Consider the following 20419-nt stretch of genomic DNA (forward strand, 5'->3'; position numbering starts at 1 on the left):
CATATGGCGATTGATAGTGATGGGTGCCTGGTCTCCGGCACCGGCTCGAAATTGGATGCGGCGGTGGCGTTGTTCCACAGCCTCTCCGACGGCACCCGGCTGGCGATCGTGCGCCGCCTCGCCGACGGAGAGGTGCGGGTGGCGGACCTGGTCGGCGAACTCGGTATGGCGCAGTCGACGGTGTCGGCGCACATGGCGTGCCTGCGGGACTGCGGTCTGGTGCAGGGCCGCCCGCAAGGCCGGCAGGTGTTCTACTCGCTGACCCGCCCGGAGCTGCTGGACCTGCTGGCGTCGGCGGAAACCCTCCTCGCCGCCACCGGGAACGCGGTGGCGCTGTGCCCGAACTACGGCACCGACGCCGCCGGCCCGGGGGTGACCGCATGAGCGACGCCTGCGGCTGCGGCCACGACGAACCCCGCCCCGAGGGCGAGGAGGAGCACGAACCGGAAAAGTTGTGGCAGATCACCGAGATCCGGGCCGCGGCCGCCGCCGGGGTGCTGCTGGCGGCCGGACTGGTCATCGGCTGGGTCGGTGGCCCCGATCCGGTGAAGTTGGCGCTCGAAGCTCTCGCGTTGGCCGTCGCCGGCTACACCTTCGTCCCCTCCACGCTCACGCGGCTGGCCAAGGGCAAGATCGGCGTCGGCACCCTGATGACGATCGCCGCGGTCGGCGCCGTGATCCTCGGCGAGGTCGGCGAGGCCGCGATGCTCGCGTTCCTCTTCGCGATCAGTGAGGGCCTCGAGGAGTACGCGGTCACCCGCACCCGCCGCGGCCTGCGCGCGCTGCTGTCCCTGGTCCCCGATACCGCCACCGTGATCCGCGACGGACATGAGCAGACGGTGCCACCGGCCGAGTTGGCGCTCGGGGAGCTCATGATTGTCAAACCCGGTGAACGAATCGCCACCGACGGCACCATCCGCGCCGGCCGCACCGCCCTCGACACCTCGGCGATCACCGGCGAATCCGTGCCCGTCGAGGCCGGCCCCGGCGACGAGGTGTTCGCCGGCTCCATCAACGGCACGGGCATCCTCGAGGTCGAGGTGACCGCGGGCGCCGAGGACAACTCGCTGGCCAAGATCGTGAAGATCGTCGAGGCCGAACAGTCCCGCAAGGGCGAGGCCCAGCGCCTCGCCGACAAGATCGCCAAACCCCTGGTCCCGACGATCATGGTCGCCGCCACGATCATCGCCGCCGTGGGCAGCCTGCTCGGCGAGCCGCGGGTGTGGATCGAACGCGCTCTCGTCGTCCTGGTGGCCGCCTCCCCGTGCGCGCTGGCCATTGCCGTCCCGGTCACCGTCGTCGCCGCGATCGGCGCCGCCAGCAAACTCGGTGTCCTGGTCAAGGGCGGCGCCGCGCTCGAGGCCCTCGGCGGTATCCGCGGGATCGCGCTGGACAAGACCGGCACCCTCACCCGCAACAAGCCGGTCGTCATCGACGTCGCCACCACGAACGGTGCCACCCGCGATCAGGTGCTCGCGGTGGCCGCGGCGCTCGAGGCGCGCAGCGAACACCCCCTCGCCGCCGCGATCCTCGCCGCCGTCGACGACTACGCCCCGGCCGAGGACGTGGAGTCCGTCACCAGCGCCGGCCTGACCGGGCGCCTGCACGGCGCCGGCGTCCGGCTCGGCCGACCAGGCTGGATCGAGCCCGGCCCACTGGCCGAGGAGGTGGAGCGGATGCAGCACGCCGGAGCCACCGCCGTGCTCATCGAACGCGACGGCCTGGTGCTCGGTGCCATCGCGGTCCGCGACGAGCTGCGACCCGAGGCCGTCGAGGTCGTCGCCGGGCTACACCGCGACGGCTACCACGTGGCGATGCTGACCGGCGACAACGAGCGCACCGCCCGCGCCCTGGCCGCCGATGTCGGGATCGACGAGGTGCACGCGGACCTGCGCCCGGAGGACAAGGCCCGCATCATCGGCGACCTGCAAGGCCGGCGGTCGACGGCGATGGTCGGCGACGGTGTCAACGACGCCCCGGCCCTGGCGACCGCGGATCTCGGTATCGCGATGGGCGCGATGGGCACCGATGTGGCCATCGAAACCGCCGACGTCGCCCTGATGGGTGAGGACCTGCGGCACCTGCCGCAGGCCCTGGCCCACGCCCGCCGCTCGCGCCGCATCATGCTGCAGAACGTCGGGTTGTCGTTGGCGATCATCACGGTCCTGATGCCGCTGGCACTGTTCGGGGTCCTCGGCCTGGCCGCCGTGGTGCTGGTGCACGAGCTCGCCGAGATCGTGGTCATCGCCAACGGTGTCCGGGCCGGCCGCGCCCAGGCCCTGACCGCCGGGTCGGTACCCGCCCCGGCGGCGGGGAAGGTCGAGGCCCGCACGTGAGCGAGACAGCGGCTCGATCGGCCACCACGGGTTGGTCGCGGCGGGTTCTTGCGGTCGTCGGTGTCGCGCTCGCCGCCGTCGCACTGCTGGTCGAACCCGTTGCGCGCCGCGAACTTTCCGATGGTCGCACCGTCGACCTGGGATTGCTGCAACTGAAGTTGGCGTACAACAGCGGTGTCGCGTTCAGCGTCGGCGACCAGCTGCCGGCCGGGATCGTCCTCGCGGTCACCGCCACCATCACCCTCGGTGTCGGTATCTACGCGTGGCGGACCGCCCCCACCAGTTCGCTGGTGGCGGTGGTGGGTTTGTCGGCGATCGTCGCCGGCGCGGCCGCCAACGTGATCGACCGCGCCGTCGACGGGAAGGTCACCGACTACTTCCACACCGGCTGGTGGCCCACCTTCAACCTCGCCGACACCTACCTCACCTGCGGTGTCGTGCTGGTCATCGCATCACTGCTCTGGGAGTCCACCCACGCCCCCGCTGATCCCACGCCCGCGAAGGAGAGTTCGACATGACCGTCATGCCCGACCGCATCCAATCCGCTTACACCGCGGAGATGACCGCCGCCCGCGACACGGCAGCCGGCAACACGCGGTGGGCGCATCTCGAACGGGCGCACATCCTGTCCCAGCCCTACCCGTGGCCGCACACCCGCAACCACCTCGCCATGCTCAACCTGGCGCTGCGGCAACACGATCGCCGCGAGGCCCTCGGGCAGATCGTGCGGATCATCGTCGCCGCGCCCGGTTCGCTGGCCGGCCGCTACCCGGAGGGCAACACCGGCCGCACCCGCGCCGGACTGACGACCCCGATGTCGATGCCCGCGGACCTGGCTAGCACCATCACCGGAACCCCGTGACCGGCAAGAGCATCGGGCGGACCGGTGTCGCTCGGTGGAGCCGATGATCGGCACCATCGCCGCGGCGGTGGCGATGTTCGCCGGCACCAACATCGACGACATCGTCGTGCTGACCGTGCTGTTCGTCGCCTCCGCCAGCGGGGGCCGCCCGCGGCCGTGGCAGATCGCCGCCGGCCAGTACCTCGGCCTGATCACCCTCGTCGCGATCAGTGTGGTCGCCGCCCTGGGGTTGGTGATCGTGCCCGAGGACTGGGTGGGGTTGCTCGGGTTGCTGCCCCTGTCGCTGGGGATCTGGGGACTGATCCGGGGCCTGCGCGACGACGGCGACGGTGAATCCGCGGTGGTGGCGACCGGGCTGGCCAGTGTCGCCGCCATCACCATCGCCAACGGCGCCGACAACATCGCCGTCTACACCCCGGTCTTCCGCACCCTCGGTGCGCCGCAGACAGCGGTCACCATCGCCGTGTTCCTGGTCTGCGTCGGACTCTGGTGCGCCGCCGGCAGACTGCTCGGTACCCACAAGAAGGTCATCGCCACCCTCGAGCGGGTCGAGCACTGGCTCGTGCCCGCGGTGTTCATCGGCCTGGGTGTGATCATCCTGCTCGAATCCGGTGTCCTCGGCCGCCTGTCCGCCGCCCTGACGTGACCGACACGCGCTGGTGCGGCGGCGCCCTGATCCGGCCCGGGATCCTCGCGTTCGCCGGGTCGATCGGGGCCACCGACACCCACGCGCACCACGCCGCCCAGGTCATGACCGCAGACACATCGCTCACCGTCGCCGACGAGGCCGGGGCCCGGCACTGCGGCACCGCGATCGTCGTGCCACCCGACACCGCGCATCGCATCGCGACCGGAGCGCCGACCGGTGCGGTGGTGTTCCTCGACCCGGACACCGCGGCCGGCCGCGCCGCCGGCCACCGAGCCCACCGATTCGGCTGGGCCGGCGGACCACCCCTGCCCGCACCCGCCGTCGACGGCGGTCTCGGTGCCCTGGTCGCCGACGTGGTCGGCGCGCTGGTCCCGGATTCCGCACCCCGCCCACCGGACCGGCACCGGTCGGTGACCGCGGCATTGGAGCTGCTGCCCACGCTCGTCGCCGACGGACCGGTCACCACCAGTGACCTCGCCGACCGGGTGGGTCTGTCCACCAGCAGGCTCAGCCATCTTTTCAGTGAGCAGGTCGGACTCCCGCTGCGCCGCTACGTGCTCTGGACCCGCCTGATGATCGCCGTCACCGAGGTCGGGGCGGGACGCGATCTCACCACCGCCGCCCACGCCGCCGGGTTCGCCGACAGCGCCCACCTGACCCGGACCTGCCGGGACACCTTCGGGCTGCCCCCGTCCGCGCTGAGCCGCACCGTCACCTGGGACACCACCCCGCGCCGATAGCCGAATCGTTCAAGCCCGCACCCCTACTCGGCGGCCACGATCGAGCACATGCCCACTCTCACCCACACTCCGGTGCATCAGCTGGCCCGCTACGGGTACGCACCGTTCCTGCTGATCGGACTCAACGGCATCGGGATCGCCCTCACCGCCGCCGGTGCCCAGAAAATCCTGCTGCTGCTGGTGCTGGCCACCGCGATCGGCGCGTCGTTCCTCGTCGAACGGGTCATCCCCTACGCCCCGGAATGGAATACCGACTACCAGGACACCACCCGGGACCGCATCCACGTCGTCGTGAACGAGACCCTGATCCTGGCCAGCGTCGCCGCCATCCCGGTGCTGGCGGCGATCGTGCCCGGTTCCGGGATCTGGCCGACCAAGTGGCCGTTGCTGCTCCAGGTGCTCGCCGCGATACTGATCGCCGACCTCGGGATCACCCTGGTGCACCTGGCCAGCCACAAGATCGGGGTGCTGTGGCGGTTCCACGCCGTCCACCACAGTGTCACCCGCTTCTACGGCCTCAACGGGCTGATGAAACACCCCCTGCACCAAGCCGTCGAAATGGCCGCCGGGGTCGCCCCGCTGATCCTGCTCGGCCTCCCCGTGGAGGTTGCTTCCGTCCTCGCCCTCGCGGTCGCGATTCAATTGCTGTTGCAGCACTCGAACGCCGACTACCGCGTCGGCCCGCTGAGGTACGTCCTCGCCCTCAACGAGGGGCACCGCTTCCACCACCTCAAATGGGCCGGCATCGGCGACGTCAACTTCGGCCTGTTCACCCTGCTCTGGGATCACCTGCTGCGCACCTACTCCTACGACCCCGCCCGCCGCTTCACCAGCGACCACCTCGGGATGGCCGCCGAACCCGACTACCCGACCGGCTACCTCCGGCAGTTGACCTACCCCTTCACCGCCACCGGCGGCTGCCACCACACCCCTGACTCACCGACCCGAGCGACCGCCCCCTGAGCTGGCTCAGGGGGCGGTCGGGCCGCACATGATCACACCGGCGGCGGACAGCACCCCGAACGCGAGTGGGCTCGCGGCGATCGAGAGGGTGGTCATCGACAGCAGCGTACGGGCCCGCATCTGCGCGGGGGTGGAGACAGCGGTGGTGAGCCGGTCGGCGCGGGCGAGCACGTCTTCCCCGCCCGCGCCGAGCGCGCCGGCGGGTGCCCCGGTCAGGGCGAGCAGACCACCGAGCAGCGTCCGCCGGCCATGGTCGCGGGCGGCGATGTCGTCGGCGCACATCTCGAGCAGTCGGGCGATCTCGACCGCCCCGTCGCGGAACAGCCGCATCCGGGGTAGCGCCGCGGCCAGGCCCCGGGCGGCGGCGAGCAGCAGGTGATGGCGGCCGGTCAGGTGCGCGCGCTCGTGCGCGAGAACGGCCTCGAGCTGATCCGGGTCGAGCGCGGTCAGGGCTCCGGTGGTGACCACGATGGTGTGCGGGCGTCCGGCGACGCAGTAGGCGAGCCGGTCCGCGGTCTCGACCACCACCGCATCGGAACCGGTCAGGCGCCGGCCGATCACCCGCGCCATCCGGGCGTGCCGGTGCGTGCGCGCCCGCATCCGCAGCAACCCCAGTCCGGTCCGAGGTCGGCGGCAATTTCCATGCGATCGATTCGCGGCTGTTCCGTGTGATCCACCCCGGGGTCGGGGTGATGTGTCCACCGCCCTCGGCGCCGCTTCAGTTGGCTTCTACGTTCAGGAACACCGGTGCAGCCGCGCACTCGCCCGCAACCACGCGCTCCCCGTCGGCTCGGCAGCGTGGCGCAGTGTCAACAAGCACGCGCTCGCGGACCTACGAGGCGGGCGGCTAAACCCAAGTCCGCATCCGGGCCTCACCCTTGCGCCCATGCAGCGTCGTGACACGCGGATCCCACCACCCCGCGCGGCGCGACCTCTCATAGTTCGTACGCCACGGCCTTGCCGAGGACGCGGATGCCGACGCGATCGCCCGGGGTGAGGGCGGTGGCACCGAAGCGGCGGACGGTGACCCGTTCGGAGACGACGCCGTCCGCGTTGTCGAGGCGGATGCCGAGCAGCATCTCCGACCCGAGGTACTCGACGTCGACGACCGTCCCGGATACGCCTGCGCCGTCCGCGGTCACCTCGATCTGCTCCGGCCGCAACATCACTCGGGCGCTCCCGCGGACACCGTTCGAGGCCACGGCCACGTCGCCGAGGGCGCAGCGGGCCCGGCCGCCGTCGACGTGCGCCGGCAACACGACGGCGTCGCCGATGAACTCCGCGGTGGGGACGTCGACAGGGGTGGAATAGATTTCGCGTGGGGTACCGATCTGGGCGAGCCGACCCGCACTCATCACCGCGACCCGGTCGGCGAACGACAGCGCCTCGGGCTGGTCGTGGGTGACGAGGATGGTGGTGATCCCCGCCTTCGCGAGGACGTCGGCGACGATCCTACGGGTGTTCGCCCGCAGCCCGGCGTCCAGTGCGGAGAACGGCTCGTCGAGCAGCATGAGTTCGGGTTCCCGGGCCAGTGCCCGCGCGAGTGCCACCCGCTGCTGCTGCCCGCCCGACAGCTGGTCGGGTCGGCGGGCCGCGTACGACGGGTCCAGAGACACCATGTCGAGGAGCCCGGCGATCCTCGGCGCGGTGCGGGCCCGGCGGGGCAGACCGAACCCGACGTTCGCGCCGACCGTGGCGTGCGGGAACAGCGCACCGTCCTGGGCGACGTACCCCACCGACCGCCGGTGTGCAGGCGTCCAGCCGCCGCCCGCGACGACCCGGCCGGCCAATGCGATGGTGCCGGCGTCCGGCTTCTCGAAGCCCGCGATCAGGCGGAGCAGGGTGGTCTTGCCACAACCGGACGGTCCGACGATCGCCGTGGTGGATCCGGCGTCGACGGCGAACGAGACGTGCCGGAGGATCGCCGCGGCGCCGAACGACTTGTCGAGTCCTTCCACTTCGAGTGCGTAGGTCATAGTCCCGCTACCTTTTTCGACTGGGAGAAGAGCACGTAGGTCATGGGCAGCGACAGCACGATCATGATCAGTGCGTACGGTGCGGCGCCGGCGTAGTCGATCTCGCTGCTCAGTGACCAGAACCGCATGGACAGGGTGCGGGTACCGGTGGGCGCCAGCAACAGGGTGGCGGTCAGCTCGTTGACGATCCCCAGGAACACCAGCGCCCCGCCCGCCGCCGTGGCCGGGGCAGCCAGCCGCAGCGTGACCCGGAAGAAGGCCGAGGGCGGTGAGACACCCAGCGACTGCGCCGCCTCCTCGAGCCCGACAGGCGCCTGCGCGAGTCCGGCCCGGAGGTTCACCAGGGCACGCGGCAGGAACAGCAGCGCGTAGCCCGCGATCACCACGGCCACGCTCTGATAGAGCGGGTGGAGGTAGCGGATGGAGACGGTGACCAATGCCAGTGCCACCACGATGCCGGGCAGCGAACTCGAGATGTAGGTGCCGCCCTCGAGGAAGCGGCTGAACCGTCCGCGGCGGCGGATCGAGATCCAGGCGATCGGGAAGGCGAGTACACACGTCACGACGGCGCCGGCGATGCCGAACCCGAGAGTCTGTACCAGCGCGGACGCGACGGCGTCCCATTCCCAGACCGCGCTCCCGCCGATGACGAGCCACCGCAGGACGCTGACGACCGGGACACCGACGGACGCCGCGATCAGCACCCCGAGGAACGCAAGCACGATCGGCGAGTACCGCCAGCCGAGTTCGGCGGGCACGGCCCGGCGGGCCGCACCCGACCCGATCCGGGCGTACCGGGCGCTGCCGCGGACGACCGATTCGATCACCAGCAGGGTCAGGCACAGCAGCACCAGGACACCGGCGAGCATGGTCGCCGCGGTTCCGTTGAACGTCGACTGGTACTGCTCGAAGATCGCCGTCGTGAACGTGTCGAACCTGATGAAGACGAAGGCGCCGTATTCGGCGAGAAGGTGCAGCGAGACCAGCAGCGCCCCGCCGGCGATGGCGAGGCGCAGCTGCGGCACCACGACGCGGAAGAACACCGCCCAGGGCCCGAGTCCGAGTGCTCGCGCCGATTCCTCGACGGCCGGGTCCAGTCGGCGCAGTGTCGCGGCCGCCGGAATGTAGACGAGCGGGAAATACGAGAGGGTCGCGATGAGGACACCGCCCGCCAGCCCGCCGAGGGAGGGAATCGCCGTCACCCAGGAATAACTATTGACGAACGCCGGAACGGCCAGCGGCGCCGCGAGAAGCACCGCCCACACCTTCGCCCCCGGTACCCGGGTGCGCTCGACGAACCAGGCGGCGAGGACGCCGACGACGACGCAGATCGGCACCGTGACCACGACCAACAGCACCGTGTTCGACAGCAATTCGCGTACCCGGGGTCGGAACAGCAACGCCGACGCGGTGTTGCCCGTGGCGATGCTCGCCGCCACCACGTAGCCGAGCGGAATGAACGACGCGGCCACCACGATCACCGCGGCGACCGCCAGCGGCAGGGGCAGACCCGGCCCGGCGGTCGGGGGACGCGCCGTGGCCGCGTCTGACGACCGTGCTCGGCCGATCAGTGCGAGATTCAGAGCAAACCGGCTTCCGTCATGAGCTCGGTGACCTGCGGGCTGTTGAGCTTCGCGGGGTCGACCTGCGGGGCCTGCAGTTCAGCGAGGGGAACCAGCTTCGGATTCGCCGGCACGCCACTGCCCACCGTGTACTCGAACGACGTCCCCGTCTGCAGAACGTCCTGACCCTTCTGGCCGGTGACGAACTTCAGGAACTGCTGCGCCGCATCCTGCTTCGTGCTGGACTTCAGGACACCACCACCGGAGACGCTGACGAACGCCCCCGGATCCTCGTTCTTGAAGTAGTGCAGGGCGACGTTGTTGCTGTTCTCACCGGTCTTGGCCTGATCACCGAACCAGTAGTAGTGATAGATCACCCCGCCCGGGATCTCACCCGCGTTGACGGCCTTCATCACCGCGCCGTTGCCCTTGTAGGTGCGGACGTTCTCCTTCATCCCGGCCAGCCACGCCCGGGTGGCGTCCTCACCCTTCAGCTCGAGCAGTGCACTGACGATGGCCTGGAAATCGGCGCCCGACGGGGACGCCGCCCAGCGGTCCTTCCAGGCGGGATCCTGCAGGTCGAGCAGCGACTTCGGCAGCTGGTCCTGGGGCAGCGTGTCCTTGTTGTACGCAAAGACGGTGGAACGCGCCGCGATGCCGGTCCACTTACCGCTCGACGGCCGGTACTGACCCGGGACCTGGTCGAGGACGTCCTGGTTCACGTCGGCGAAGAGCCCGGCGTTCTCCACCAGCGTCATGGCCGGGGAATTCTCCGTGAGGAACACATCAGCCGGCGACTGGTCACCCTCGGCCACGAGCTGGTTGCCGAGCTCGGTGTCACTGCCGTTGCGCAGTTCCACCTCGATGCCGGTCTCCGCGGTGAAGGCGTCGGCCCATTCCTGGGTCAACGATTCGTGCTGCGCGTTGTACACGGTGATCTGGTTGGCTCCGCCGGAATCGGTCCCGTTGTCCGAACCGGAATCCGAGCACCCCGCCACCGTCAGCACCGCGGCGGTGGCCAGTGCCACCCCCGACATCAGTCCGATCCGCATCCTCATCGTCCGTCCTCTTCCGCAGCAGGGACCTTCCCGACCGTCTCCAAAAAATGATGCTACTCACAGGATTGGCAAACCTAAATTGCCGTGCGGGGCACATCGAGTGGAGGATCGCCCGGGACCACCGCGCCCGATTGCCGTGTTCAGTGTGCGGAACGGTCGGCGGCCCTCTGCCATGTTCTGGTCACGGCCTGGTGCACACCGAGCACTGATGCCATCGGCATCCCGTGCGATTCCGATCGCCAGGTGCTGAGCGGGTGAAGGGCGAGTACGAAGGTCACCGCCTGCCAATAGAGAATGCCGACCAGAATCGACAGCGCCAGCGCCAACCAGGGATGGTCGTCGCGCAGCGGCAGATACACCTGGAAGTGCGTCAGGTAGATGTAGAGCGACGCACTCGCCAGTACCCCTGCCACTCGGCTCAGCATCGTGGGGCACGGGACGGACCGGAGCCACACCAGAAGGCAGAGCCCACCGACGACGATGATTTCCCGCCGAGTCTCGCCGAAGAAGAATCCGGGAACCGTGGCCACGGTCACCGCGGTGACGCACAGCCGCTGCCAGATGGTCGTCGACTTGGCGGCGGCCCAGCCGAGGGCGAACAACCAGAAGACCACCGGCGCGCTCAGGATGCGATTGCGGCTGTCGTCGACGTCGATAAGTCCGTACCGGGTGAGCATGCCGAGGGTCACGAACCCCATCGCGAACCAGAACGGGTGCCTGCGCTCGATGCGGTCGACGAGCGGTATGTAGAGCACCGCGGCGGCGACGAGCACGATGTACACAATCGCCTCGACGAACCAGTATCGCCACTCGGCGGACCACCCGTCCGGACCGAAGATTCCGTTGAGCAGGAACGCACTGGTGATCCGGTAGTCCCCGGTGAGGGCGATTGCGGACCCGATCCACACCATGCTGGGCACGGCGATCCGGGCGACGCTCCCGAGTGTGTGGCGGACACGGTCGGTCCGCTCGGCCGTGCCGAGGTGGAAGCGCGCGAAGTTGTAGCCCGCGATCCCGAGGAGCACGTGCGCTCCGCCGAGCAGCGTGAACAGGTGAATGTGCGAGCCCGCGATCAGCACGATCGCCACCGCGCGGAGCAGGACGTTGGTTTCCACCCTCCGCCACAGGTATCGCGGCCGCGGAGCCGCTGCGAAGTCCCCGACCGGGGTGGTGTGCCAGTTCTCGGGGAGGTGGCCGAGCATCTGCTCGAGTCGCAGGGACATCCGCACGTAGGACAGGGAATCGCCGCCCAGGCTCACGAACGTGCTGTCGTCGGTGACGTGCGTGCAGCGGAGGATGTCGGCAAACAACGCCCTTACGGCGTCGGTGTCGGGGTCTGTGGTCGATTGCATCGCCGGCGGTCGTTCGGACGCGTGTGCCAGCTCGGCGACGGCGCGGAGGTCGGGTTTGCCGGTGGAGGTTCGCGGAAGCTCGTCGACGGGGAACACCCGGATGGCTGCGACGGGAAGACCCGAGGCCCGGGCGGTCGCGCGCCGGACCGTGTCCACATCGCCGCAGTTCTGGACGGCCACGATCAGTTCGTCCGTGCCGCCCGCGCAGCAGGCCGTCAGCCCGTGCTGCGCGAGGGCCGACTCGACGTGCTGCAGGTCGATCCGCAGTCCGAAGACCTTGGCGAATCGGCTGCGGCGACCGACCACCTCGTACAACCCGTCACCCGTCTGCCGGGCGAGGTCACCGGTCCGCAGTTCGCCGCCCAGGGTGTCACCGAGGCGCAGGTCCTCGGGGGTGTGGGCGTAGCCGAGCATCACGTTCGGCCCCGCGTAGATCAGCTCACCGGCGCCGTCCGGGGCGTCGGCGACCGGTTCGAGCCGGAAGGATCCGCCGGGAACCGGCCGGCCGATCGACTGCGGGTCGGTGGCGGCGAGTTCCGGTGGCAGGTACGCCATCCGGGCCGTCGCCTCCGTCTGCCCGTACATGACGAACAACTCCCAGCCCCGCCGTCGACCCAGATCCGCAAAGGCCCGCACCCGGTCCGGTGCGAGCCGCCCGCCGGCCTGCGTGATGTACCGCAGGTCGGGCAGATCCAGTTCGTCGAACCCGATCCGGTCGAGGAGATCGAAGGTGTAGGGCACACCCGCGAAGCTGGTGCCGCGGTGCTCCCGGAGAAGGTCCCAGAACCCGGGGTCGGTGACCGAGCGAGTCGTGAGGACCAGGGCGGCGCCGCGCAGCAGGTGGCTGTGGATGACCGATAACCCGTAGCAGTAGTGCATCGGCAGCGTCGTCACCGCACGGTCGGTGCCCTGGATGTCGAGGTATTCCGCGATCGACTCGGCATTGGCCTGCACGTTGCGGTGCGAGAGGCGGACGAGTTTCGGTGATCCGGTTGACCCGGAGGTGCTCAGCAGCAGCGCGAGGTCGGGATGCAGCAGGTGCGCGGAGCCCTCCCGCTGCTTCTCTACAACCGTGCGCCCGTCGGCGCTGCGCACCACGACGTCGGGTCGGTACGCGGCGATCAGGGCCTCGAGACTGTCGGGATTGTCGCCCGGTGCCAGCAACACCGGATGCCCGGCGAACAGGGCCGAGAGATAGGTGATGATCAGATCGATCTCGTTGGCGCCGGCGACCAACACGAGACGTCGGGTCCCGCCGAGCCGTGAGGCCACTCGCTCGACGCGTTCGGCCAGGTCACGGTAGGTGACCGTCTCGCCCGGTGTGATCAGTGCCGGGGCGTCACCGAATCGTCCCAGCTCACGCGCGAAGCGCACACCGGGGCGCTCTACATGGACGGACGAGCTGGACACCGACCGAGTCTATAAGGCATGCCGTACCTAACACGCCGGGTGGTGGCCACGCCATGACCGCCAGGTGATCAGGCAGGGCCAGCGCGAGGGGCAACACGACCAGGGAGTTACGTGTGGCGCCGGTGAACACCACCGCTCGCCCGGAAGGCGGAACGCGCGGGCGACCAACAGTCCCGCGAACGACATCACAACGAGGAACGCCGCGTAGAAGGGCACCACCGCGGCCACGCCCGCGACCTGTCCCTCGAGCTTGGGCGCCTGGGAGGCAACCACAACCGCCAGCGTGACCGCCATCAACGGCACCATCAGCGACGTGGCCGCGTCCGAGGTCCTTCGCCCCGACGCCGCCCGCGCCACCCAGAACTGCGTCACCCAGGCCAGGCCGAGGGGAATGGCGATCAGCACCACGAACGCGGTGACGTACGGACCGACCTCGACGATGTCGGACAGGTCCGTACCCAGGAACAGCACGAGAAAGCCCGGGAGCAGCAGCATCTGGGCGATCAGGAGCAGCAGTGGGGTCGCGGCGAGCAGTCGGCGGCTGCCGCCGCCGGCCAGCCCGGAGAAGACGATCACGTAGTCCACACTCGGGCACAGCAACACCAGCAGCACACCGATCCGGACGGCCTGATCGGCGGGCAGGAAGGTGAACATCGCGGCGACCACCACGGGGACGAGCAGGAAGTTGACCACCAGGGTGGCCGCGAAGAACCGGCCGTCGCCATTGACCCGGCGAACCACTCCCGCCACCGCGTCGACAACCGACCAGTGACGCCGCCGCAACGGACGGTCCACCGTCCACCCGGTCCGAATCCGCTCTAGATCCCTGTCCTCCTCGTTCTGTGAACCCTCCCCGCTTTTCCGGAAAACGGCAGGTCAAACCGGCGCGGCGTGTCGAGCTTGGATCGACGCGCTGAACCAGAAGGTCAGCAATTGATGACGAGCCTCGCCTGGTCGGGCCTGGTCGGGCCCGGTCGATTCGCCCGCCGGAGCCTGCGTCGGCGGTAGATTCGGCCGATCGTCCGGGTGATCGGGTTTTCTACGAGCAGCAGTTCGGGTCGAGCACGAAACACAGCGCCGCCAACGCGTCCCGGCGGGCGCGGTGATAAACGTTCATCCCGCGGCGCTCGGATTCGATCAACCCTGCGGTGCGGAGCTGACCGAGGTGGTGGCTGACGGTCGACTCGGACAGGGCGATGGTGGCCGCGAGGTCGCCGGTGGTCTGGGCCCCCGATTCTGCGGTGAGCAGCAGCGACATCAGCTTGACCCGGGCCGGGTCGGCGATCGCCTTCAGCCGCAGCGCCACCTCCAGTGCCGCCGCGTCGTCCACCGGGCCCGCTGCCACCGGCGGGCAGCACACCGGGGCGGACATATCGACCAGGGGCAGGGTCTTAGGCATACCCCATTCTCCCCACTATCTTGACTTAAGTCAAAAAGGTGGGAGGCTGGGGTTAGTAGTTATTCGATATATGTCGCACTGGCGGAGGTGGCGTCATGTCCCGTATCCAGTTGGCCCTCAACGTCGATGATCTCGGCGCCGCGGTCACGTTCTACTCGAAGCTGTTCGGCGCGGACCCGGCCAAACGCGAGCCCGGCTACGCGAACTTCGCGATCGCCGAGCCGCCACTGAAACTGGTGCTGATCGAGAACCCCGGCAAGGGCGGCAGCATCAATCACCTCGGCGTCGAGGTGGAGTCCAGCGCGATCGTGCACGAGGAGATCGCCCGGCTCGCCGGGGAGGGCCTGTTCACCGAGGAGCAGATCGGCACCACGTGTTGCTTCGCCACCCAGGACAAGGTCTGGGTCACCGGCCCGGCCGGTGAGCAGTGGGAGGTCTACACCGTGCTCGCCGATTCCGACACGTTCGGTACCAGCCCCGAGCTGCTCGCTGCCGAACCCGAGGGCGGATGCTCCTGCGAGAGCGGCTCTCCCGCCGCGCAAGGCGACGAGCACCAGCCCGCCGCCACGACCCGCTGCTGCTGACAGCACCGCCCGGCCGGTGCGGGCGAGGACGAGGATCAGCAGGATCAGCCCGCGGTGCCCAGGCCTTCGGTGAGCGGCCGCCGCTGCTCAGTTCACCGGCGCCGTCTGCGCCGCCCCGACCATCGCCGTGAGTGCATCGACTCCGACCGGGTCGGTGGCGAGTTTCGGCACCACCGCGAACCGGGGGTGTGCGGCGGTGACGGCGCCGATCTCCTCCAGTTCGGTCGCGGCCCGCTGCCGCAGCAACGGCGACGTCGGTGCCGCGGCGGCGAGGGAGTTGTTGACCACCCACGCCCACGGCGCAATGCCGGCGCGCTGCAGGTCGGCCTGTAGTCCTTCGGCTTCGAGGCGGGGGGTGGTTTCGGCGAGGGTGACCAGCAGCACCTTCGTCTCGTTCGGGTTCTGCAACCGCATCAGCGGGGTGGTGAAATTCGTGCTGTCGCCCATCTGTCGGGTGATCTCCCGGTGGTACGACCCGGTGGCGTCGAGTAGGAGCAGGGTGTGGCCGGTGGGGGCGGTGTCGACGACAACGAACCGGCGCCGCGATTCGTGGATGATCCGGGAGAACGCCTGGAAGACGGCGACCTCTTCGGTGCACGGGGAGGCCAGGTCCTCGGCGAGGGTGGCGAGGCCCTGCTCGTCGAGGGCGGCGCCCTTGGTGGCCAGCACCCGCTGCCGGTACGCGGCGGTGGCCTCGGCCGGGTCGATCCGCGACACGGTCAGACCCTCGAGGTTTCCGTCGAGGGTGTCGGTCAGATGCGCAGCCGGGTCGGTGGTGGTCAGATGCACCTGGTGCCCGCGCTTCGCGAGGGCGACGGCGATCGCGGCGGCGAGGGTGGTCTTGCCGACCCCGCCCTTGCCCATGCACATGATCAGCCCGTGTCCGGCTTCGGCGAGTTCGTCGACCAGGGCGGACAGCGGCGCATCGGGTAACGGCGTTGCTTCTGCTGCGATGGCCTGCGGGGTGTCGGGGTTCGTGGTGAACAGGGCCTCGAGTGCGCTGATGCCGACCATGTTGGTGGCCTTGAGCTCGACCTGATCGAGCGGCAGACCGGCCAGGTCGGCGGGCAGGGCGGCGAGCGCGGCCTGCTCCCGCTGGTGAATGGCGGAGGCCAGTTCGTCCCCGCCGGTGGGGGTGGGCAGGACACCGTTGATCACGACGTGCTGGTGGGTGAGGCCGATGTCGGCGAGTTCGGTGTGGGTGCGGGCGATCTCGGTGAGCGGGGACCGCTGCGCCCGAGCGACCAGCACCAGGCGGGTGCGCCGCGGATCGGCGAGGGCGGCGACCGCGTCGGCGTAGATGCTGCGTTGTTTCTCCAGCCCGGACATCGGGCCCAGGCAGGAGGCGTCGCCCTTCCCTTCGTTGAGGAAGTCGGTCCACGACCCGGGCAGTTGCAGCAGCCGGATGGTGTGCCCGGTGGGTGCGGTGTCGAAGAGCACGTGATCGAAGTCGGCGACGGTGTCGTGGTCGGTGAGCAGGGCGGTGAACTCGTTGAACGAGGCGATCTCGGTGGTGCACGACCCGGAGAGTTGCTCTGTGATCGAGGCCAGTTCCTTCTCCGGTAACAGCCCGCGGACGGGTCCGATGATGCGTTCGCGGTAGGCGTCGGCGGCCTGCTCGGGATCGATCTCGAGCGCCGACAGCCCGGGCACGGTGCGAACGTCGGTGATGGTGTTGCCGATGGTCAGCCCGAAGACCTGCCCGACGTTCGAGGCGGGGTCGGTGCTCACCAGCAGCACCCGCTTACCCGCCCGCGCCAGGGAGATGGCTGCGGCGCAGGCGATGGAGGTCTTCCCGACCCCGCCCTTACCGGTGAAGAACAGGAAGCGGGGCGGGGTGTGAAGAAACTTCATAGCGGGCAAAGCCTTTCAGCAGCAACTGGTGCTGTTGTTGTTGTCGTCTGTGGCGCAGCAGGATCCGGCGTCGGTGGCTTCGGTCAGCCCGAGCATCTGGATCCCGGCCGGAGCCGTGGCCGGGGCCTCGGCGTTCAGTCCGGCCCACTTGGCGAGCTGGGCGCGGTCGGGGTAGCGGCCGGTCTGCGCGGTCACCCCATCCACCAACACCAGCGGCAGCCCTTCGGAGCCGGAGACCTGCAGGAACGCCGTGACGGGTTCGCGCTGCGCGAACGCGAGCGGTTCGCTGGCCAGGTTGAATCGAGCGATGTTCCCGCCCTGGGAGCGGACCCAGTCCATGTCGGCGGAGAAGGTGACCAACGCCTGGTCGACGTCGTCGCCGCAGACGCCGGTGTTGCAGCACAGGGCGGGTTCGAAAATTTCGATGGTGCTCATGGTGTTCTCCTCGGCCGATCTCAGGACTGGTGGGTGGTGCTGCGGAGTTGGGTGGCGAGCTGGTCGACGCGGGCGGCGATGTCGTCACGGACCAGCCGCATCCGCTCGATCCCGTCGATGCCGCGCTCGGACGGCTCGACGGTGTCCCAGTTCTCGAACCGGGTGCCCTCCACCGGGTCGACGTGCGCCTCGCGGCCGAGGGTGACCACCAGATCGACGTCGCGGACCAGCTGCGGGTCGATCAGTGTCGGGGTTTCCCCGGTGATGTCGACCCCGACCTCGAGCAGCGACTCCGCCGACAGGGCGTTGACCGCGGTGCCCGGTTTGGTGCCGGCGGAGTACACGTCGACGTCGTTGCCGGCTGCTTTGCGCATCAGTCCGGCGGCCATTTGGGACTTGCCGCCGTTCTTCACGCACACGAACAACACGGAGGGCTTACTCATGGTGGTCACCCGGTTCAGGCGGTGGCGGGGACGAGTTCGGCGATCAGCGTTTGCACCTTGGCCTTGATCTCGTCGCGGATCGGGCGGACCGCGTCGACGCCCTGACCGGCCGGATCCTCGAGGACCCAATCCCGGTAGCTGGTGCCGGGGAAGACCGGGCAGGTGTCACCGCAGCCCATGGTGATGACCACGTCGGAGGCCTGCACCGCGTCGACGGTGAGAATCTTCGGGGACTCGGCGCTGATGTCGATGCCGATCTCGGCCATCGCCTCGACGGCGGCCGGGTTCACCTGATCGGCCGGGGCGGATCCGGCGGAGCGGACCTCGACCCGGTCACCGGCGAGGTGGGTGAGGAATCCGGCGGCCATCTGGGAGCGGCCGGCGTTGTGGACGCAGACGAACAGCACGCTCGGGGTCGTGGACATAAGCGCAGGTCCTTTCACGAAAATATGGTGAGGTCGGAAAGCTGATGGGTGGGGATGCGGGTTCAGGCGGGGACGGTGGTGAGCTCGGCCAGCAGCTGCCGCACCCGGGCGTCGAGGTCGTCGCGGATCACCCGCACCGCCTCGATCGGTTGACCTTCGGGGTCGTCGAGGGCCCAGTCCAGGTACCGCTTGCCGGGGTAGATCGCGCAGGCGTCGCCGCAGCCCATCGACACCACCACGTCCGCGGCGGCGACGACGTCGTCAGTCAGCGGCTTGGGGTACTCGGCGCCCAGGTCCAGGCCGAGTTCGGTCATCGCCAGGGTCACGGTGGGGTTGATGGCGTGGATCGGGGCGGAGCCGGCGGAGCGGACGTGCACCCGCCCCTGCGCGTGGTGATCGAGCAGGGCGGCGGCCATCTGGGAGCGGCCGGCGTTGTGGACGCAGACGAACAGCACCTCGGGCACATCCTTCGGTGCCGCACCGCGGGATTGGGCCAGGGCGGTGAGCCGGTCGGCGGCGAACCGGGCCGCCAAGGTGGTCAGGTGGGTGTGCACCTTCGCGGTGCGGCGCAGCGCGGTGTAGGACTCGAAGACGTACCGCTCCACCGTCTGCGGGGAGAACACCCCGGTGTATTTGGCGGCCAGATCCTCGGCGTTGCGTGACAGGACCGCCTGCGGCATCAACAGTTCCGGCTGCGCCCGATGGACCTGGGAGCGCAGTTCCTCATCGAGCGGGTTCTCGGACATCAGGACTCCTTCGTCACAGATGCAGATGCGGGGGTGTCGGTGAAACCAGCGGAATGCGAGAACCGTTTACGCAGCGCCAGGGAGACGTAGACGAGTCCGACGAGGACGGGGACCTCGATCAGCGGGCCGACGACACCGGCCAGGGCCTGCCCGGAGGTGGCGCCGTAGGTGGCGATCGCGACGGCGATGGCGAGTTCGAAGTTGTTGCCCGCGGCGGTGAACGCCAGGGTGGTGGTGCGCTCGTAGCCCAGGCCCATGACGGCGCCGAGCGCGTAGCCGCCGCCCCACATGATCGCGAAGTACGCCAGCAGCGGGACCGCGATCCGGACGACGTCCCACGGCTGGGACGTGATCCGGTCGCCCTGCAGCGCGAAGAGGATCACGATCGTGAACAGCAACCCGTACAGCGCCCAGGGCCCGATCCGGGGAAGGAACGTCGACTCGTACCAGGTGCGGCCCTTGGCCTTTTCGCCGAACCGGCGGGTGAGGTAGCCGGCAACCAACGGGATACCCAGGAAGATGAGCACCGCCTTCGCGATCTGCCACGGAGAGGTGTCGATGGTGGTCTGCTCGAGGCCGAGCCAGCCGGGTAGCACGGACAGGTAGAACCAGCCGAGCACGGCGAACATGATCACCTGGAACACCGAGTTGATCGCGACCAGCACGGCGGCGGCCTCCCGGTCACCGCACGCGAGGTCGTTCCAGATGATCACCATCGCGATGCAGCGGGCCAGGCCGACGATGATCAGACCGGTGCGGTACTCCGGCAGATCCGGCAGGAGCAACCAGGCGAGGGCGAACATCAGCGCCGGACCGAGCACCCAGTTCAGTACCAACGATCCGATGAGCAGTCTGCGGTCGCCGGTGACGGTGTCGAGTCGGTCGTAGCGGACCTTGGCGAGCACCGGGTACATCATGATCAGCAGGCCGAGGGCGATCGGCAACGAGATGCCGTCGATCTCGACGGCGCTCAGGGCGTCTCCGAGCCCGGGAACCATCCGGCCGAGGAGCAGCCCGGCGACCATGGCGACGCCGATCCACACCGGCAGGAACCGGTCCAGGGTGGAAAGCTTCCCGACGACGGCCGGGTGTTCGGTCGTGGTTGGCCCGCTCATGCCGGCACCTCCGTCTCCACGCAGGCCGCGCCCGCGGTCAGCGGCGGGGGGCCCTCGACGAGGAGGACGGCGGACAGTTGCTGCAGCGCGGAAGGGATCACCCAGTAGTAGACCCAGGTGCCGCGGCGCTCGCAGTCCAGCAGCCCGGCCTGACGCAGCACCTTCAGGTGATGCGAGATCGTCGGCTGGGACAGGTCGATCGTGGCGGAGATGTCGCACACGCAGGCCTCGCCGCCGGCGTGGGAGGCAATCAGCGACAGCAGGCGCAGGCGGACCGGGTCACCGAGGGCCTTGAACATCCGGGCCAGATCTCCGGCCCAGTCCTCGGTCAGGGGTTCGCGTGCCAGGGGTGAGCAGCAGGCACCGCTCTCCGACACCTCTTGTTTCGACATACGTCGATATTGACAGAGGTCGAATCAGGAGGCAAACGAACATCCGGTGAACGCCCCCGGGCGAGGCCGACGTCAGACGTGTGCGGACTTGACTCGATAGTTGGGTACGGGGTTGAGG

General features: G+C 69.4%; 22 protein-coding genes. 8 read left to right on the forward strand and 14 right to left on the reverse strand.

Annotated features, from left to right (window positions below):
• Positions 1–3: 3 nt before the first annotated feature.
• The 7 genes from H0B43_RS00700 to H0B43_RS00730 are packed head-to-tail and all read left to right on the forward strand — an operon-like array spanning position 4 to position 5550.
• Complete coding sequence (locus H0B43_RS00700) at positions 4–384, forward strand: helix-turn-helix transcriptional regulator (RefSeq protein ID WP_185730718.1); 381 nt, start codon at positions 4–6, stop codon at positions 382–384.
• On the forward strand, positions 381–2336 hold the full coding sequence (locus H0B43_RS00705) for a cation-translocating P-type ATPase (RefSeq protein WP_185730719.1): 1956 nt from the start codon (positions 381–383) through the stop codon (positions 2334–2336). The genes H0B43_RS00700 and H0B43_RS00705 overlap by 4 nt, the downstream gene beginning before the upstream one ends.
• Positions 2333–2854 carry a signal peptidase II gene (locus H0B43_RS00710; protein ID WP_185730720.1) on the forward strand — a complete coding sequence of 174 codons (522 nt, stop codon included), beginning with the start codon at positions 2333–2335 and terminating at the stop codon, positions 2852–2854. The genes H0B43_RS00705 and H0B43_RS00710 overlap by 4 nt, the downstream gene beginning before the upstream one ends.
• On the forward strand, positions 2851–3198 hold the full coding sequence (locus tag H0B43_RS00715; RefSeq protein ID WP_185730721.1) for a DUF3703 domain-containing protein: 348 nt from the start codon (positions 2851–2853) through the stop codon (positions 3196–3198). The genes H0B43_RS00710 and H0B43_RS00715 overlap by 4 nt, the downstream gene beginning before the upstream one ends.
• Before the next feature lie 43 nt (positions 3199–3241).
• Positions 3242–3844 (forward strand): cadmium resistance transporter, encoded by a 603-nt coding sequence (locus H0B43_RS00720; protein ID WP_185730722.1) that lies wholly within the window; start codon positions 3242–3244, stop codon positions 3842–3844.
• Positions 3841–4587 (forward strand): AraC family transcriptional regulator, encoded by a 747-nt coding sequence (locus tag H0B43_RS00725; RefSeq protein ID WP_312034174.1) that lies wholly within the window; start codon positions 3841–3843, stop codon positions 4585–4587. The genes H0B43_RS00720 and H0B43_RS00725 overlap by 4 nt, the downstream gene beginning before the upstream one ends.
• 48 nt (positions 4588–4635) lie before the next feature.
• The gene (locus H0B43_RS00730) at positions 4636–5550 is read left to right on the forward strand and encodes a sterol desaturase family protein (protein ID WP_185730723.1); all 915 of its coding nucleotides are present in this window, start codon (positions 4636–4638) and stop codon (positions 5548–5550) included.
• Between the two features lie 6 nt (positions 5551–5556).
• Here the strand turns inward: H0B43_RS00730 and H0B43_RS00735 are convergent, their stop codons facing one another.
• From H0B43_RS00735 to H0B43_RS00765, 7 genes are all read right to left on the reverse strand, one after another.
• Positions 5557–6150, reverse strand: coding sequence for a M56 family metallopeptidase (locus tag H0B43_RS00735; RefSeq protein WP_185730724.1), 594 nt, complete (start codon positions 6148–6150; stop codon positions 5557–5559).
• Between the two features lie 335 nt (positions 6151–6485).
• On the reverse strand, positions 6486–7526 hold the full coding sequence (locus tag H0B43_RS00740; RefSeq protein ID WP_185730725.1) for an ABC transporter ATP-binding protein: 1041 nt from the start codon (positions 7524–7526) through the stop codon (positions 6486–6488).
• On the reverse strand, positions 7523–9034 hold the full coding sequence (locus H0B43_RS00745) for an iron ABC transporter permease (RefSeq protein WP_185730760.1): 1512 nt from the start codon (positions 9032–9034) through the stop codon (positions 7523–7525). The genes H0B43_RS00740 and H0B43_RS00745 overlap by 4 nt, the downstream gene beginning before the upstream one ends.
• A 71-nt stretch (positions 9035–9105) precedes the next feature.
• Complete coding sequence (locus H0B43_RS00750) at positions 9106–10146, reverse strand: iron ABC transporter substrate-binding protein (protein WP_185730726.1); 1041 nt, start codon at positions 10144–10146, stop codon at positions 9106–9108.
• A gap of 140 nt (positions 10147–10286) precedes the next feature.
• Positions 10287–12908, reverse strand: coding sequence for an AMP-binding protein (locus H0B43_RS00755; protein WP_312034177.1), 2622 nt, complete (start codon positions 12906–12908; stop codon positions 10287–10289).
• Positions 12909–12935: 27 nt separating this feature from the next.
• Complete coding sequence (locus H0B43_RS00760; protein WP_312034178.1) at positions 12936–13703, reverse strand: hypothetical protein; 768 nt, start codon at positions 13701–13703, stop codon at positions 12936–12938.
• A 244-nt stretch (positions 13704–13947) separates the two neighbouring features.
• Positions 13948–14307, reverse strand: a complete 360-nt coding sequence (locus H0B43_RS00765; protein ID WP_169693614.1) for an Rv2640c family ArsR-like transcriptional regulator — start codon at positions 14305–14307, stop codon at positions 13948–13950.
• A 95-nt stretch (positions 14308–14402) separates the two neighbouring features.
• On the opposite strand from H0B43_RS00765, the gene H0B43_RS00770 reads away from it, so the two are divergent.
• Positions 14403–14891 carry an ArsI/CadI family heavy metal resistance metalloenzyme gene (locus H0B43_RS00770; RefSeq protein WP_185730727.1) on the forward strand — a complete coding sequence of 163 codons (489 nt, stop codon included), beginning with the start codon at positions 14403–14405 and terminating at the stop codon, positions 14889–14891.
• A gap of 87 nt (positions 14892–14978) precedes the next feature.
• Here the strand turns inward: H0B43_RS00770 and arsA are convergent, their stop codons facing one another.
• The 7 genes from arsA to H0B43_RS00805 all read right to left on the reverse strand — a co-directional run bounded on the left by arsA (position 14979) and on the right by H0B43_RS00805 (position 20301).
• On the reverse strand, positions 14979–16745 hold the full coding sequence (gene arsA, locus H0B43_RS00775; RefSeq protein WP_185730728.1) for an arsenical pump-driving ATPase: 1767 nt from the start codon (positions 16743–16745) through the stop codon (positions 14979–14981).
• A gap of 15 nt (positions 16746–16760) precedes the next feature.
• Positions 16761–17180, reverse strand: coding sequence for an arsenite efflux transporter metallochaperone ArsD (arsD, locus tag H0B43_RS00780; RefSeq protein WP_185730729.1), 420 nt, complete (start codon positions 17178–17180; stop codon positions 16761–16763).
• A 20-nt stretch (positions 17181–17200) separates the two neighbouring features.
• Entirely contained in the window at positions 17201–17623 is a 423-nt protein-coding gene (locus tag H0B43_RS00785) for a low molecular weight phosphatase family protein (protein WP_185730730.1), read from the reverse strand.
• A gap of 14 nt (positions 17624–17637) precedes the next feature.
• Positions 17638–18048, reverse strand: a complete 411-nt coding sequence (locus H0B43_RS00790; RefSeq protein ID WP_185730731.1) for an arsenate reductase ArsC — start codon at positions 18046–18048, stop codon at positions 17638–17640.
• A 62-nt stretch (positions 18049–18110) separates the two neighbouring features.
• Positions 18111–18794: a three-helix bundle dimerization domain-containing protein gene (locus H0B43_RS00795; RefSeq protein ID WP_185730732.1), complete on the reverse strand. Its 684-nt coding sequence runs from the start codon at positions 18792–18794 to the stop codon at positions 18111–18113.
• Positions 18794–19909, reverse strand: a complete 1116-nt coding sequence (arsB, locus tag H0B43_RS00800; protein WP_185730733.1) for an ACR3 family arsenite efflux transporter — start codon at positions 19907–19909, stop codon at positions 18794–18796. Before arsB ends, H0B43_RS00795 begins: the two co-directional genes overlap by 1 nt.
• Entirely contained in the window at positions 19906–20301 is a 396-nt protein-coding gene (locus H0B43_RS00805; protein ID WP_185730734.1) for a helix-turn-helix transcriptional regulator, read from the reverse strand. Before H0B43_RS00805 ends, arsB begins: the two co-directional genes overlap by 4 nt.
• Positions 20302–20419: the final 118 nt, after the last annotated feature.

Source organism: Rhodococcus sp. 4CII, from assembly GCF_014256275.1.
GTDB classification, from domain to species: Bacteria; Actinomycetota; Actinomycetes; order Mycobacteriales; family Mycobacteriaceae; genus Rhodococcus_F; species Rhodococcus_F wratislaviensis_A.

What these genes read in the sequence shown, in the direction of transcription:
- H0B43_RS00705 (WP_185730719.1), top strand. Translation starts at nt 381, where the DNA reads ATGAGCGACGCCTGCGGCTGCGGCCACGACGAACCCCGCCCCGAGGGC.
- H0B43_RS00735 (WP_185730724.1), bottom strand. Translation starts at nt 6,150, where the DNA reads ATGCGGGCGCGCACGCACCGGCACGCCCGGATGGCGCGGGTGATCGGC.
- H0B43_RS00750 (WP_185730726.1), bottom strand. Translation starts at nt 10,146, where the DNA reads ATGAGGATGCGGATCGGACTGATGTCGGGGGTGGCACTGGCCACCGCC.
- H0B43_RS00790 (WP_185730731.1), bottom strand. Translation starts at nt 18,048, where the DNA reads ATGTCCACGACCCCGAGCGTGCTGTTCGTCTGCGTCCACAACGCCGGC.
- H0B43_RS00795 (WP_185730732.1), bottom strand. Translation starts at nt 18,794, where the DNA reads ATGTCCGAGAACCCGCTCGATGAGGAACTGCGCTCCCAGGTCCATCGG.
- arsD (WP_185730729.1), bottom strand. Translation starts at nt 17,180, where the DNA reads ATGAGCACCATCGAAATTTTCGAACCCGCCCTGTGCTGCAACACCGGC.
- H0B43_RS00765 (WP_169693614.1), bottom strand. Translation starts at nt 14,307, where the DNA reads ATGCCTAAGACCCTGCCCCTGGTCGATATGTCCGCCCCGGTGTGCTGC.
- H0B43_RS00715 (WP_185730721.1), top strand. Translation starts at nt 2,851, where the DNA reads ATGACCGTCATGCCCGACCGCATCCAATCCGCTTACACCGCGGAGATG.
- H0B43_RS00770 (WP_185730727.1), top strand. Translation starts at nt 14,403, where the DNA reads ATGTCCCGTATCCAGTTGGCCCTCAACGTCGATGATCTCGGCGCCGCG.
- H0B43_RS00805 (WP_185730734.1), bottom strand. Translation starts at nt 20,301, where the DNA reads ATGTCGAAACAAGAGGTGTCGGAGAGCGGTGCCTGCTGCTCACCCCTG.
- H0B43_RS00740 (WP_185730725.1), bottom strand. Translation starts at nt 7,526, where the DNA reads ATGACCTACGCACTCGAAGTGGAAGGACTCGACAAGTCGTTCGGCGCC.
- H0B43_RS00785 (WP_185730730.1), bottom strand. Translation starts at nt 17,623, where the DNA reads ATGAGTAAGCCCTCCGTGTTGTTCGTGTGCGTGAAGAACGGCGGCAAG.
- H0B43_RS00720 (WP_185730722.1), top strand. Translation starts at nt 3,242, where the DNA reads ATGATCGGCACCATCGCCGCGGCGGTGGCGATGTTCGCCGGCACCAAC.
- arsA (WP_185730728.1), bottom strand. Translation starts at nt 16,745, where the DNA reads ATGAAGTTTCTTCACACCCCGCCCCGCTTCCTGTTCTTCACCGGTAAG.
- H0B43_RS00700 (WP_185730718.1), top strand. Translation starts at nt 4, where the DNA reads ATGGCGATTGATAGTGATGGGTGCCTGGTCTCCGGCACCGGCTCGAAA.
- H0B43_RS00730 (WP_185730723.1), top strand. Translation starts at nt 4,636, where the DNA reads ATGCCCACTCTCACCCACACTCCGGTGCATCAGCTGGCCCGCTACGGG.
- arsB (WP_185730733.1), bottom strand. Translation starts at nt 19,909, where the DNA reads ATGAGCGGGCCAACCACGACCGAACACCCGGCCGTCGTCGGGAAGCTT.